General features: G+C 64.8%; 13 protein-coding genes. 12 read left to right on the top strand and 1 reads right to left on the bottom strand.

Features of this window, described 5'->3' with window-relative positions:
* The 3 genes from QA635_RS31125 (at position 1) to QA635_RS31115 (ending at position 2,191) form a co-directional block, all read left to right on the top strand.
* Positions 1–1,122 carry an amino acid ABC transporter permease gene (locus QA635_RS31125; RefSeq protein ID WP_283063437.1) on the top strand — a complete coding sequence of 374 codons (1,122 nt, stop codon included), beginning with the start codon at positions 1–3 and terminating at the stop codon, positions 1,120–1,122.
* 354 nt (positions 1,123–1,476) lie between these two features.
* Positions 1,477–1,986, top strand: a complete 510-nt coding sequence (locus tag QA635_RS31120) for a hypothetical protein (RefSeq protein ID WP_283063435.1) — start codon at positions 1,477–1,479, stop codon at positions 1,984–1,986.
* Positions 1,987–2,068: 82 nt separating this feature from the next.
* Complete coding sequence (locus tag QA635_RS31115; protein WP_256520758.1) at positions 2,069–2,191, top strand: hypothetical protein; 123 nt, start codon at positions 2,069–2,071, stop codon at positions 2,189–2,191.
* A 10-nt stretch (positions 2,192–2,201) separates the two neighbouring features.
* On the opposite strand, the gene QA635_RS31110 is transcribed toward QA635_RS31115, so the two are convergent.
* Positions 2,202–3,239, bottom strand: coding sequence for a DUF4274 domain-containing protein (locus QA635_RS31110; RefSeq protein ID WP_283063430.1), 1,038 nt, complete (start codon positions 3,237–3,239; stop codon positions 2,202–2,204).
* A gap of 169 nt (positions 3,240–3,408) precedes the next feature.
* Here QA635_RS31110 and QA635_RS31105 point away from each other — a divergent pair, with 169 nt between their 5' ends.
* The 9 genes from QA635_RS31105 to QA635_RS31065 all read left to right on the top strand — a co-directional run bounded on the left by QA635_RS31105 (position 3,409) and on the right by QA635_RS31065 (position 12,947).
* Complete coding sequence (locus QA635_RS31105) at positions 3,409–4,203, top strand: FadR/GntR family transcriptional regulator (protein ID WP_283063428.1); 795 nt, start codon at positions 3,409–3,411, stop codon at positions 4,201–4,203.
* Between the two features lie 44 nt (positions 4,204–4,247).
* On the top strand, positions 4,248–5,666 hold the full coding sequence (locus tag QA635_RS31100; RefSeq protein WP_283063426.1) for an amidase family protein: 1,419 nt from the start codon (positions 4,248–4,250) through the stop codon (positions 5,664–5,666).
* A gap of 24 nt (positions 5,667–5,690) precedes the next feature.
* On the top strand, positions 5,691–7,136 hold the full coding sequence (locus QA635_RS31095; RefSeq protein WP_283063425.1) for an amidase family protein: 1,446 nt from the start codon (positions 5,691–5,693) through the stop codon (positions 7,134–7,136).
* Between the two features lie 234 nt (positions 7,137–7,370).
* Positions 7,371–8,591 carry an ABC transporter substrate-binding protein gene (locus QA635_RS31090; protein ID WP_283063423.1) on the top strand — a complete coding sequence of 407 codons (1,221 nt, stop codon included), beginning with the start codon at positions 7,371–7,373 and terminating at the stop codon, positions 8,589–8,591.
* A gap of 243 nt (positions 8,592–8,834) precedes the next feature.
* The gene (locus QA635_RS31085; protein ID WP_283063421.1) at positions 8,835–9,260 is read left to right on the top strand and encodes a GFA family protein; all 426 of its coding nucleotides are present in this window, start codon (positions 8,835–8,837) and stop codon (positions 9,258–9,260) included.
* Positions 9,261–9,558: 298 nt separating this feature from the next.
* Positions 9,559–10,311, top strand: coding sequence for a 2-amino-5-chloromuconate deaminase CnbZ (cnbZ, locus tag QA635_RS31080; RefSeq protein WP_283063419.1), 753 nt, complete (start codon positions 9,559–9,561; stop codon positions 10,309–10,311).
* Between the two features lie 124 nt (positions 10,312–10,435).
* Positions 10,436–12,028: an NAD(P)/FAD-dependent oxidoreductase gene (locus QA635_RS31075; RefSeq protein WP_283063418.1), complete on the top strand. Its 1,593-nt coding sequence runs from the start codon at positions 10,436–10,438 to the stop codon at positions 12,026–12,028.
* Complete coding sequence (locus QA635_RS31070) at positions 12,025–12,435, top strand: c-type cytochrome (RefSeq protein ID WP_283063417.1); 411 nt, start codon at positions 12,025–12,027, stop codon at positions 12,433–12,435. Before QA635_RS31075 ends, QA635_RS31070 begins: the two co-directional genes overlap by 4 nt.
* A gap of 23 nt (positions 12,436–12,458) precedes the next feature.
* The gene (locus QA635_RS31065; RefSeq protein ID WP_283063416.1) at positions 12,459–12,947 is read left to right on the top strand and encodes a Rid family hydrolase; all 489 of its coding nucleotides are present in this window, start codon (positions 12,459–12,461) and stop codon (positions 12,945–12,947) included.
* Positions 12,948–13,040 lie beyond the last annotated feature (93 nt).

Genomic DNA, 13,040 nt, shown 5'->3' with positions numbered 1-13,040 from the left:
ATGAGCTCGGTCGCACATCTCCCGCAGGATCCGCTGCCGATCGGCCGGCGCCGCGCGCAGCGCACGCTCGGCGGCCGGATCGTGGCCTGGCTGCGCGCCAACCTGTTCGCGTCGGTGACGTCGAGCATCATGACGCTGCTGCTGTTGTTCGTGCTCGGCAAGGCGTGCATCGGCCTCTGGCAATGGGGCATCGCCAACGCGGTCTGGATCGTCTCCGGCAACGACACCAGCGCCTGCCGCGCGCTGCGCGGCGTCGGCGCCTGCTGGGCGGTGATCCCCGAGAAGTACCGCTTCATCCTGTTCGGCACCTATCCGTTCAGCGAGCAGTGGCGGCCGGCGCTCGCGGTCGTGATCTTCATTGCGCTGTTCGTGGTCTCGAACCGCCGCAGCTTCTGGCGCAAGGAGCTGTTCCTGCTGTGGGCCGCTTCCTTGATCGCGATCGGGTGCCTGATGTGGGGCGGCTTTCTCGGCATGTCCTTTGTCACGCAGGACCGCTGGGGCGGGCTGCCGGTGACGCTGATCCTGGCGACTTTCGGATTGGCGTTCGGCTTCCCGCTCGGAATCCTGGTCGCGCTCGGCCGCCGCTCCAAGCTGCCGGCGATCCGCTCGCTCTGCGTGCTCTATGTCGAGCTGATCCGCGGCGTGCCGCTGATCAGCCTGTTGTTCATGGCGAGCGTCATGTTTCCGCTGTTCATGCCCGACGGCGTCAACATCGACAAATTGCTGCGCGCCCAGATCGCCTTCATCCTCTATGCCGGCGCCTACCTTGCGGAAGTGGTGCGCGGCGGTCTGCAGGCGGTGCCGCGCGGACAATATGAGGCCGCCGACGCGCTCGGGCTGTCCTACTGGGAGAAGAACGCGCTGATCGTGCTGCCGCAGGCGATCCGCCACGTCATCCCGCCGCTGGTCAACACCTTCATCGCCTTCTTCAAGGACACCAGCCTGGTCCTGATCATCGGCATCTTCGATCTCTTGACCACCGCCAAGACCGCGATCGTCGATCCGGCCTGGCAGGCCTTCAGCGTCGAGGTCTATGTCTTCGTCGGCGTGATCTACTTCGTGTTCTGCTTTGCGATGTCGAGCTACAGCCGCGGCCTCGAGGCGCAGCGCGCGCACGGCTGAGCGATCCGGATTCCCCGTCGCTTGCCTTCCTCACATGCTGCTCTTCGGTGCCGGCCTGTTCGCATCCGCAGCCGCCTGCTTTGATTTTTGCAGCGGCCTGTTCTGGCCTTAACGATGCGGCAACCAAGACTTCGCCGATGGTTGGCGCAAAGGCGCGGCTGGCACAGAGTGCACTAGGCGACGTTCCGCCCGTAACTTATCTTGAGCGCGATTGGATTCGCGAGCGCGCGCGATGACAGAAATCATTGTTCGCGCGGGCATCGTTCGATCTGGACTGAACGCAAATGCTGCCGTTGATTTGTTGATTTGGTGCGGGACTGACAGGCTTTACTTTTTGATTTTTGCCGTACGCCAATGGCCGAAGACAACGCCGCCTATCCGGAAAGCACCCGAAGCCAGGTCCACGATGCCCTGCAGGGCTTTTCGACCGATGAGCTCCGCCAACTCCTGGCGGAGATCGAGCAACTCCTGAATGTTGAAGCCAAGCCTCGCCGACCGAGACTGCGACTGGCGGGAGGCACATACGTGAACGAGTATACCGCGCGCGCAAACATCGACCACTATCTGGATCTGCTGAAGCGCCCGGACGTTCCAACCAACACGAGATCGATGCTCAATAAGCGGCTGCTTGAGGAAGAAGACAAGCTCGGCCGCCGACGCGAGCAACTGGAGTTTGCCGAAAGCAGGGCCGCGGCCTGCCGGGATCGCGCAGATCGCCAGCGGCGTCTGGCGGAATCGTTTGCCCCTGGTTCGGCTGACCGGGAGCAGGCCGAAAGGCTGCTGGTCAATTTCGAAGCGCTTGCGCAGTTCGTGGAGGGCTTCTGTCGCCAGATGCGCCACACCGTGAACCATAGTCCGCTTTAAGCGTGACGCCGCCTCGGTTCCGCGGGCTCCTCGTCATCACCATCGTCCAGCGTCCGGTCGACCCTTTGACCGCGTAGGCGCTTTGCCTCGGGGCGATGCCAAGCGACCGGGGGGTACGCTGTTCGTCGGCGTGATCTACTTCGTGTTCTGCTTTGCGATGTCGCGCTACAGCCGCGGCCTCGAGGCGCAGCGCCTGTCGAATTGAGGAGGCGTGATTATTCTTGGCAACAGCGCGGAAAGTCCCTGCCGCACCCGAATTGCTCGCGCTGCTGTTTCCAAGCCGTAAAGCCCAGCCTCAAATGGCAGTCCTCGTAGAAATACGCAGAATTCGCCTGCCGTCCGCCAAACCGGCGCAGTTTCGGTCCCGGCACTGTCCACGGCAGCGGACGACCGCTGGCCTCCCGGCGCGCCACCAACTCGTCGTAGTATTGGACGTCGGACGGCTGAATTGAGGGCTGCACTTCATTGCGCAGATAATGTCCGCGTTGCCAGTTGTCGGCCACGCGCTTCATGAGATGCCATTTGCGCCGATAGCCGGAACTGAGTTGCGCCGGCTCCTCGTTGGCGAGCCCCAATGCCGCGATGAAAAAGTACTGCGCGGCCGTGCCGAGGTCGCAGTTCGGCTGCTCGAAGATCCATTCGATCACGCTATCCCGATCGTCGCTGTTGTGATCCCAGCTGTCGACGATGACGTGCCAGGTGTCGGGCGTCTGATCCTTGATCCAGAGCAGGAAGTCGTCGGGCTCGGTACTCAGCGCCGCATGCGGACACGGCCAATATTGCGACTTGAGTTCTTCGTCCGGCGCAGCCGCTTTTTTTCTGGCCTCTTCCTGCTGTTGCGCCACGGCCTGCATGGCGTGAACGGCATGCCGACGCTGCCGCATCCGCTTTGCCGTCGCGGCGTCCAGCGGTCGCAAGAGGTAGTCGACGTGAGCCTCGCTCTCGGGCTCGGGAGGCAGGAAGTAGACGGAAAGCGCTGCATCCAGGCGGACGATCGCGGCCGCAGGCAGCAACTGTATGGTGTCGCAGTACGACCCGATGGTCGTGTCGCGCATCCCGATGCGCGCAGCGCGCGCTTCCAGCTCGACATCCGCGAGGAAGTAGTCCCACGACAGCCCCTCGAATGGCCGGGTCGCAAGGCCTTGAAACGTAATGCGGCTCTGGATGGCGCTTCGGTGGAGCGCAAGGTTTTCGTCGGACAGTCCCACGCCGCCACCGGATTGAGCCTGATCTCGAACTTCGTCGCCTGTCATGCCGGCCTCATTGGAATTTGCCGTGGCATTCTAGGCATCAGATGTTGATCGATCCTGAGTCCGCAGCGTCGATTTCTGCGTTTCTGGAACGGGACTATTGACCGATGTCGCCCGGGCGGCCGGCGGAAACGTCTTGCCATACCGTGCCGGACCTATTTATGATCATAAAATGGATAAATCGGCTCTCCCGTCCCTCGACCCTTCGCGCCGCGCCTCGATCAAGCGCAAGCGCTCGGACGCCGTCGCCGACCTGATCCGCAGCCACATCTTCCAGGCCGGCTTGCAGCCAAATGACCGGCTGCCGCAGGAGGGCGAGCTGATCGAGATGTTCGGCTGCAGCCGCTCGACCATCCGCGAGGCACTCAAGTCCCTGGAGGTGCAGGGGCTGGTGCAGAACACCACCGGTCCCGGCGGCGGCGCGCGGGTGGCGCCGGTGTCGATCAACCGGATCGTCGGCCTGCTCAGCAACTACTTCTATTTCCAGTCGGTCTCTACCGCGCAGATCTACCAGATCCGCCGTCTGATCGAGCCGGAGCTCGCCTTCAGCGTGGTCGGCCACCTCATGGCGGAGCATTTCGCAGCACTGGAAAAGGCGGTCGCGGTCCAGGAGCATCATCCCCGTGGCGATGCCGATTGGGAGCATCATCGCCACGCCGAGATCGATTTCCACGACATCCTGATCGAGGCCTGTCCCAACCCGCTGCTCGGCCTGATGTGCCGGTTCGTCAACGAAGCCATCAGGCATCTGATCGGCAAGCTCGGCGTGCAGGAGTTCGCATCCAGCTTCACCTGCGAGAATATCGAGTTTCACAAGCGTCTGCTGGCCGCGTTCCGCTCCGGCAATGCCGCGCGCGCCCGGCGCGTGATGCTCGATCATGTGCTGAGCGCCGAAGCGGTGGTCGTTCCCGCGGAAGACCGGCGCATCGATCTGCCCGTCTTTCATCAGCCGTTGCGGCTCGATTGAACCGCATCGGCCGACTGCTGCATCACGCCCTGGAGAAAACGACAATGGACACGCGGCGCGAGAATGAGTTGTGGAGCTGGTCGGCCGTCGATCTGGCGCGTGCGATCGCGACGCGCGCGATTTCGAGCCGCGAAGCCGTGCGATCCAGCCTCGATCGCATCGCCGAGGTCAATCCGGCATTGAACGCCATTGTCGCTGTGCTCGCCGATGAAGCGCTGGCCGCCGCGGGCGCGGCGGACGAAGCGGTGAAGTCAGGCGCGGAGCTTGGCGTGCTGCATGGCGTTCCGGTCACCATCAAGGTCAATGTCGACCAGCGCGGCTGCGCCACCACCAATGGCGTCGTGGCCTTCCGCGACGTGATCGCCACCGAGGACAGCCCGGTGGTCGCGAATCTTCGCAAGGCGGGCGCGGTCATTGTCGGGCGCACCAACACGCCGGCCTTTTCGCACCGCTGGTTCACCAACAACGATCTGCACGGCGCGACCTACAATCCGTGGAGCCGCCGGCTGACGCCGGGCGGCTCCAGCGGCGGCGCGGCGTCGGCGGTTGCCTCCGGGATGGGCGCGATCGCGCACGGCAATGATTTCGGCGGCTCGATCCGCTATCCCGCTTACGCCTGCGGCGTCGCCGGCCTGCGTCCGACGCCGGGGCGGATCCCCGCGTTCAATCCGTCGGCAACCAGCGATCGTCCGATCACCGCGCAGATGATGTCGGTGCAGGGGCCGCTTGCCCGCTCAGTCGCCGATCTCGGGCTCGGCCTCGCCGCGATGGCCCAGGCGGACGCGCGCGACGGCACGTGGCTGCCGGTGCCGCTGCAAGGCGCGCCGCTCAAGCGTCCGATCGGCGTCGCGATCGCGCCCGCGTCGTTCGGCGACGAGGCGCCGGAGGTGAGCGCAGCGGTGCGCGCTGCCGGGCGCTGGCTCGCGGAGGCCGGCTTTGCCGTGGAGGAGACCGTGCCGCCGCGGCTCGCGGAGGCCGCCGATCTCTGGCATCGCCTCGTCATCAACGAGGAGCGGCGCGTGCTGGCGCCGATGATCCGCAAGTTCGGCGACGATCGGAGCCGCTACAATCTCGAGTGCCATATCGCCTACGCGCCCGAGCTCGACGGCGATCAGGTGCTCGCCTGCTTCGAGCAGCGGCTGGCGATCGTGCGGGCCTGGCAGCTGTTCCAGGAGCGCCATCCCGTCATCATCCTGCCGGTCTCGGCGCAACTGCCGTTCCGTTTCGATCAGGATCAGGAAGACGCGGCGGTGGTCCGCGCGCTGCTCGACGCGCAGCGGCCGCTGCTTGCGGTGCCCGCGCTCGGCTTTCCATCGGTCGTGGTACCGACCGGGACCGCCGAGGGCGTGCCGGTCGGCGTGCAGGTGATCGCCGGCCGCTTCCGGGAAGACGTCTGTCTCGCAGTGGCCGAACTGATCGAGGCGCGTGCATCAAAGCTGACGCCGATCGACCCGCGAGACTGAACCAACAACAAGCACCGAACAATCATGGGAGAACATCACGTGACGAATGCACCGATCTGGCAATGGTCCGCCGTCGACACAGCCGCGGCGATCCGAAACAACCAAGTGACGTCGGAGGAGGTGGTTCGCGCCCATCTCGACCGCATGCAGGAAGCCAACCCGGCGCTCAACGCCGTCGTGGTCGATCTCGGCGCATCGGCGATGCAGACGGCGAAGGCCGCGGACGAGGCGCTGGCCGCGAGCAAGCGCGGAGGCGGCGCCGTCGGGCCGCTGCACGGCGTGCCGGTCACGATCAAGATCAACATCGACGTCGAGGGCCAGGCCAATTCGAACGGCGTGGTGGCATTCAAGGACAACATCGCGCCGGGCGACTCGCCGGTGACGGCCAATCTCAGGAAGGCCGGCGCCGTCATCATCGGCCTCACCAACACGCCGGAGTTCTCGCTGCGCGGCTTCACCGACAACCCGCTGCATGGCCTGACGCGCAATCCCTGGAATGCCGACGTGACCTGCGGCGGATCCTCGGGCGGCGCCGGCGCGTCGATCGCCGCCGGCATCGGCACCATCGCGCATGGCAACGACATCGGCGGCTCGCTGCGCTGGCCGGCGCATTGCAACGGCATCGCCACCATCAAGCCGACCCAGGGCCGCATTCCCGCGTTCAATCCCAGCGCCACGGCAGAACGGCCGCTGATGGCGCAGTTCATGTCGTCGCAAGGGCCGCTGGCGCGCCACGTCGCCGACGTGCGCCTCGGCCTCGAGGTGATGGCGCAGCGCGACCCACGCGATCCCTGGTACGTGCCGGCGCCGCTGACGGGGCCGAAGCCGGCCGGGCCGATCAAGGTCGCGCTCGCAAAGATCCCCGAGGACATGGCGACCGATCGCGGCGTGATTGCGGTCCAGCGCAAGGCGGCGGATCATCTCGCCGATGCCGGCTATGCGGTCAGCGAGGTCGAGGTCCCCGACCTCAACAAGGTCTGGCAGCTCTGGTGCGACCTGATCATGACCGAGGTTCGCGTCCTGCAGCAGGACCAGATGCTGGCGACCACCAGCGCCGACTTCCAGAAGACGTTCCGCGGCTTCATCGCGCTGGCCAACCCGCTCGACCAGGCCGGCTACATGAAGGCGATCGCCGAGCGCTCGCGCCATATCCGGAACTGGATGACGTTCCTCGAACAGTATCCGCTGGTCGTGATGCCGACCACCGTGCGCAAGACGCCGGAGGTCAATGCCGATCTCGGCGGCGATCAGCGCGTCAAGGATTTGTTCTGGAACGACCTGCGCTTCATTTCGTCGATGAACGTGCTGGGGCTGCCGGCGGCCGTGGTGCCGGTCGGCCTCGATGAGGGATTGCCGGTCGGTGTCCAGATCGTCGGCTCGCGCTATCGCGAGGACATGTGTCTCGACGCCGCCGAGGCGATCGAACGCAAGGCCGGCATTCTGGCACGGCAATTGTGGCAGCAGCGCTGAGGCGATCTCGACGCCACCACGCATTATCCATTCGTATGATTCAACGCACGCCGCGGCGAAATTTCGTCGCGGCGTTCGCATGATCGGAAACGCGAGCGTGCCGGCGGTCCAGCTGCGTTCCTTCTCCCGGAATTTCTCAACGGAATCGCAGAGCGCCATGCCGGCGACGGGGTTGTCGGCGATCCCTGATTGCTTCAGGAGATCGTCCGAAACGTCGAAACCCCTGGGAACTAAATGTCCATCACGAAACGCTCGCATGTCCTGGTCGCAATTGGCGCCGTGTGTCTCTCATTTGCGGCCGGCGCTGCCCGAGCGGAGGATGGCGTGCTGCGGGTCGGCATCATCACCGACATGAGCGGGCAATATTCCGACGGCAATGGCCCGGGATCGGTGATCGCGGCACAAATGGCGGCGGAGGAAATCGGCGGCACGGTCGCCGGACGCAAGATCGAGATCATTTCGGCGGATCACCAAAACAAGCCTGACGTGGCGACCGGCATCGTGCGCAACTGGATCGATAACAAAGGTGTCGACGTGATCGCCGAAGGCGTCAATTCCGCGGTGGCGCTCGCGATCCAGACCGTGACGCGCGAACGCAAGAAGCTGTTCCTGATCTCGGGCTCGGGCTCGTCCGATCTCACCGGCAAGCAATGCTCGCCGACGAGCGTGCAGTGGACTTATGACACCTATGCCTCCTCGAACGCGACGGCGAAGGCCGTGGTTGCGCGCGGCGGCACGCCCTGGTTCTTCCTGACGGCGGATTATGCGTTCGGCCAGGCGCTGGAGCGCGATGCCAGCAAGGCCGTGACATCGGCCGGCGGCAAGGTGCTGGGCGCGGTCCGCCATCCCTTCGACACCGCCGATTTCTCGTCGTTCCTGCTGCAGGCCCAGTCCTCCGGCGCCAAGATCCTGGCGCTTGCCAATGCCGGTTCCGACTTCCGCAACGCGGTCTCTCAGGCCGACGAATTCAACATCCGCGCCAGCATGCAGGTCGTCGCGTTGCAGGTGACGCTCACCGACGTGCCGGCGCTTGGCCTCGCGCATGCGCACGATCTGCTGTTCACCGATTCCTTCTATTGGGATCGCACGCCGGAGACGCGCGTGTTCGCTCAGGAGTTCTTCAAGCGGCACGGCGCGATGCCGACCGCCTATCAGGCCGGCGTCAACTCGGCGCTCAGGCACTACTTCAAGGCGGTCGCCGCCACCAACTCGGTCGATTCGGAGACCGTGATCGCACAGATGCGCAAGACCCCGGTCAATGATTTCTTTGCCCAGAACGGCGTCGTGCGCGAGGACGGCCGGATGGTGCACGACATGTATCTGATGCGCATCAAGAAGCCGGAAGAGTCCAAGAGCAAGTGGGACCTCTACGACTATCTCGCGACGGTGCCGGGCGACCAGGCCTTCCGTCCGCTCGATGAAGGCGGCTGCCCTTACGTTGCCAAGTCGCACTAGCCCCGTCGGAAATTTGCATCGAGCCCTCGCGTGAGTTTTTCTCCTATCATGCGCGAGTTTTGATCGGTTGTCCGGCGCCGATCCTGACGATACGTTCGGATTGAGATCGGTCCCAGTCGGCAGATCATGCTCCTGCGCAGTTCCGAGCGAACTGCGGCGTGCGGCGCGTTGACCTCGCTGAGACCTTCTCGTCCGCCCTGCAAGGCGGGGCGCAGAAGCGATCTGGACAGGAGACGCGGCAACATGACGGGCGACACGGGTGTTCGGGCCGGCCAGTGCCATTGCGGCGCGGTGCGTTTCGAGGTGACGCTCAGCGACGGCTTCAATTCGATCCGCCGCTGCACTTGCTCTTACTGTCGGATGCGAGGTGCCGTCGTCGCCATGGCGGAGATGGGCGGGATCAAGTTCCTGCACGGCGAGGATGCGTTAACAAGCTACCGCTTCCATACCGGATCGGTGCGGCACTTCTTCTGTTCGCGCTGCGGAATCTACACCCATCATCAACGGCGATCGAACCAGAACCTGTATGCCGTCAATGTGGCCTGCCTGGACGGCGTAAGCCCGTTCGATTTCCCCGAGGTGCCTGTGATGGACGGCGTCAATCATACGAACGACACCGGCAAGCCGACGCGCCGGGCAGGCACACTCCGCTTCATCCCCGCCGACTAACGATCGCTGTCGGCCGACGACCGCCCGGTTTGTCGCGGGACGACGGTGAAAGGGAAGGGAGCCCTTCTACCGGTGATCGTGCAACAAGTTCAGTGTCGTCCCTGCCTAGTGCGCAATTGCGCACGGGAGCAGGGACCCATAACCACCGATGGTCATTGTTTCACGACGCCGGAATGACGAGTCCCCTCAGCAACCTCGGCCGCGGAGTATGGGTCCGTGCTTTCGCAGGGACGACAGCTGTGGTGAACTCAAGCGGACCGTCATTGCGACGGCCCCATCACCGTGTTCAAGAGGCACCATGACCAACACCATCGAGGCTTCCGACGGCGGCTACCGCTTCATGCCCGGCGTCAGTCAATATTCCTGCGGCATCGGTGCGCTGCCCGGCTTTGCCATCGAGCGCGTCAGGTTCTCTGAGCCGGTGCCGCTGGGCGCGGGCTTTGCAAGGATCGCGGATATCATCGGGGCCTCAGGCCGTCCGCTGACGGCGTTCGGCGCCTGCGAACTGCGTTCCCCGGCGCCGTTCACCGAGGACGGCTTCAGGGCCTTCAACGAGATCTACATCAAGACGCTGGTGGCCTGGGGTGTGATGCGGGACGGCGTCAATCCGGTGGCGCGCAGCAATGTCTGTCCGAAGCTCGATCCGCCCGGCGAGCCGAGCTTCCACGCCTTCTGCTACACGGTGCCGGCCGCCAAGGACGAACCAGCCAGCTTCGTCGTCGCCGGCAGTGGCGAGTCGGTCGAGGGCAAGGCCAATTACCGCGATCACACCGTAGCTCTCGGCGACACCAGCCCGGCCGGCCTCCTGGCGAAGGCGAAATTCGTGGCCGACGAGATGGAACGCCGGATGAGCGCGTTCGGCGGCCGATGGCAGGACACCACCGCAGTGCAGCTCTACACCGTGCACGACGCCTATCCGGTGCTCGAAAGCGAGCTTGGCCGCCGCGGCGTGCTGCGCAACGGCTTGACCTGGCATTTCGACCGGCCGCCGGTGGTTGGGCTCGACTTCGAAATGGATTGCCGGCGCGTGCATCGCGAGCGCGTGGTGTGATGTGTCGGTCGCGTGATGCATCAAAAGCGCGTGTGGGTGCATGTGGAAGCGTGCGCCCTTTCTTGACACGGATCGCGTCAACCGTTTCCCTTCGCCATCGACGTCAGCGGCTGGGTGAGCGCGGGTGCAGAACGAATCTGTGATCAGGCGGCGTGATCTGCTGGCGCTGATTGGCACCATTGCCGGCAGTTCGGCGATGTATCACGCGATGACGAGCCTCGGCTTCGCGTCCGAATCCGCCTACAAGGGGCCGCTGAAGCTCGCGGGCGACGTGAAGGGCGCCTCGGTGCTGGTTCTCGGCGCGGGGCTTGCCGGGATGACGGCGGCGCTGGAGCTGCGCAAGGCCGGCTACAAGGTCCAGATCCTCGAATTCAACAGCCGCGCCGGCGGCCGCAACTGGTCGATCCGCGGCGGCGACAGTTTTGTCGAGCTCGGCGGCTTCAGGCAGACCAGCCAGTTCGAGCAAGGGCTCTATCTCAATCCCGGCCCGTGGCGGATTCCCTATCATCACCGTGCGCTGCTCGACTACTGCCGCCGGCTCAATGTGACGCTGGAACCCTTCATCCAGCTCAATCACAACGCCTATCTGCACGCGACGCGTGCATTCGGCGGCAAGCCGCAGCGCTTTCGCAGCATCAAGGCGGATTTCCAGGGCGGGGTTTCGGAGCTGCTCGCAAAGATCACCCAGCAGGGCCGGCTCGACGAGACCGTCGGCAAGGAAGATCAGGAGATCCTGCTGCAGTCGCTGCGCGACTGGGGCGCGCTGGATCGCGACTACAAGTACAATGCCAACCTCGTGTCGGCCGAGTTCCGCGGTTATGCGCGCGATCCCGGCGGCGGCTTGATGGGCGATCCGCTGCCCAGCGACCCGATCCCGCTGCAGGAGCTGCTGCGGTCGCGGATGTGGCGCTATCTGCAGACCTTTGCGCGCTACGATTTCCAGACCACCATGTTCCAGCCGGTCGGCGGCATGGACATGATCGGCAAGGCGTTCGCGCGCGAGGTCGGCGATCTCATCCGCTATGGCGCCAAGGTGACGCAGATCCAGCAGAACGGCTCCGGCGTCACCGTGAGCTATGTCGACACCGCCAGTCCATCGACGGTGCAGCAGGCCACCGCCGACTGGTGCATCTGCACCATCCCGTTGCCGATCCTGAGCCAGTTGCCGGTCGATGTCAGCGCGCCGATGAAGAGTGCGATCGACTCCGTGCCCTATGCCGCCTCGGTGAAGATCGGCCTGCAGTTCAAGCGGCGGTTCTGGGAGGAGGATGACGCGATCTATGGCGGCATCAGCTACACCGACCTGCCGATCCGGCAGATCGCCTATCCGAACTATGGCTTCAACCGCGGCGGCCGCGGCATCCTGCTCGGCGCCTACATGTATGGCGGTGCCAATTCCTTCGAGTTCACCGCGATGACGCCGGCCGAGCGGGTCGCCAGCGCGGTCGAGTTCGGCGCCGCAATCCATCCGCAGTACAGGAACGAATTCGAGAACGGCGTCGCGGTGGCCTGGCATCGCGTGCCGTTCACGCTCGGCTGCGCCGGCGAATGGACCGAAGCCACCCGCGCGCAGCATTACCGCAATCTCTGCCAGATCGACGGCCGTATCGTGCTGGCGGGCGAGCACGCCTCGCAGCTGCCGGCCTGGCAGGAGGGCGCCATCCTGTCCGCGCTCGACGTCATCTCCCGGCTGCACGAACGCGTGGTGAAGACATGATGATGCGGACCGCCACATCCGTCGTCGCCGCCCTGGCGCTGCTGTCGGCGACGGCAGCCCTTGGGCAGGACAGCGGCGCGGGCAAGCGCACCTTCTCTTCGGGCTACCGCTTCGTCGAGATGACCGGCGAGGAGCTGTTCGCCAATGTGTGCCAGGGCTGCCACATGCCGGATGCGACGGGCGCGAGCGGGGCGGGCACTTACCCGTCGCTGGCCGGCAACAAGAATCTCGAGGCCGGCAGCTATCCGGTCTTCCTGGTCATCAACGGCCGCCGCGGCATGCCGGCGTTCGGCGACATGATGACCGATGGTCAGATCGCCGCCGTTGTGAATTATCTGCGGACGCACTTCAGCAATAACTATGAGGATGCGGTGACGACCAAGGATGTCCAGGACGCCCGCCGCTGACAAAAACACTCGGGGAGAGTTTGATGAAATTCATCGGTATCGCACTGGGCGCGGCGCTATCCGCGGTGGCGACGGTCGCCTGCGCGGATGTGGTCAGGCATCCGATTCCCAACTCGACATTCCCGATCGCGCAGGCCGTGACCGTCACCGGCAACACCACGACCGTCTATGTCAGCGGCCAGGTGCCGCCGGCGATCAACAAGGACGCCGATCCGTCGAGCCCGCAGGCCTATGGCGATACCAAGACGCAGACCGTCGGCGTGCTCAACCGCATCAAGGGCATTCTGGAAGGCCAGGGCCTTGGCATGGGCGACGTCGTCAAGATGCAGGTATTCCTGGTGCACAGCGCGTCCGCGCCGATGGACTTCAAGGCCTTCATGGAGGGCTACACCCAGTTCTTCGGCGGCAGCCAGCCGAACCTGCCGGCGCGCTCGGTGGTCGGCGTCGCGGCGCTCGCCAATCCCGGATTCCTGGTCGAGATCGAGGTGATCGCGGCCAAGGATTCCAAATAAGGGCTGCAAATAGCGCGCGCGAAACTGCGGAGCATGCGCGCGGAAATTGAAGGGCTCGCCGTCTTGCCAAAGCGCGTGTCGCCTGTCTGAATT

This window comes from Bradyrhizobium brasilense, assembly GCF_029714345.1.
GTDB lineage: Bacteria > Pseudomonadota > Alphaproteobacteria > Rhizobiales > Xanthobacteraceae > Bradyrhizobium > Bradyrhizobium australafricanum.
Note: the sequence above shows the minus strand (reverse complement) of the source record. Positions and strands in the feature narration are given on the sequence as shown.

Bases quoted from the DNA above. Each gene is read 5' to 3' on its own strand.
- cnbZ (WP_283063419.1), top strand. From the start codon at position 9,559: ATGACCAACACCATCGAGGCTTCCGACGGCGGCTACCGCTTCATGCCC.
- QA635_RS31070 (WP_283063417.1), top strand. From the start codon at position 12,025: ATGATGATGCGGACCGCCACATCCGTCGTCGCCGCCCTGGCGCTGCTG.
- QA635_RS31110 (WP_283063430.1), bottom strand. From the start codon at position 3,239: ATGACAGGCGACGAAGTTCGAGATCAGGCTCAATCCGGTGGCGGCGTG.
- QA635_RS31100 (WP_283063426.1), top strand. From the start codon at position 4,248: ATGGACACGCGGCGCGAGAATGAGTTGTGGAGCTGGTCGGCCGTCGAT.
- QA635_RS31120 (WP_283063435.1), top strand. From the start codon at position 1,477: ATGGCCGAAGACAACGCCGCCTATCCGGAAAGCACCCGAAGCCAGGTC.
- QA635_RS31090 (WP_283063423.1), top strand. From the start codon at position 7,371: ATGTCCATCACGAAACGCTCGCATGTCCTGGTCGCAATTGGCGCCGTG.
- QA635_RS31125 (WP_283063437.1), top strand. From the start codon at position 1: ATGAGCTCGGTCGCACATCTCCCGCAGGATCCGCTGCCGATCGGCCGG.
- QA635_RS31105 (WP_283063428.1), top strand. From the start codon at position 3,409: ATGGATAAATCGGCTCTCCCGTCCCTCGACCCTTCGCGCCGCGCCTCG.
- QA635_RS31085 (WP_283063421.1), top strand. From the start codon at position 8,835: ATGACGGGCGACACGGGTGTTCGGGCCGGCCAGTGCCATTGCGGCGCG.
- QA635_RS31095 (WP_283063425.1), top strand. From the start codon at position 5,691: ATGGGAGAACATCACGTGACGAATGCACCGATCTGGCAATGGTCCGCC.
- QA635_RS31065 (WP_283063416.1), top strand. From the start codon at position 12,459: ATGAAATTCATCGGTATCGCACTGGGCGCGGCGCTATCCGCGGTGGCG.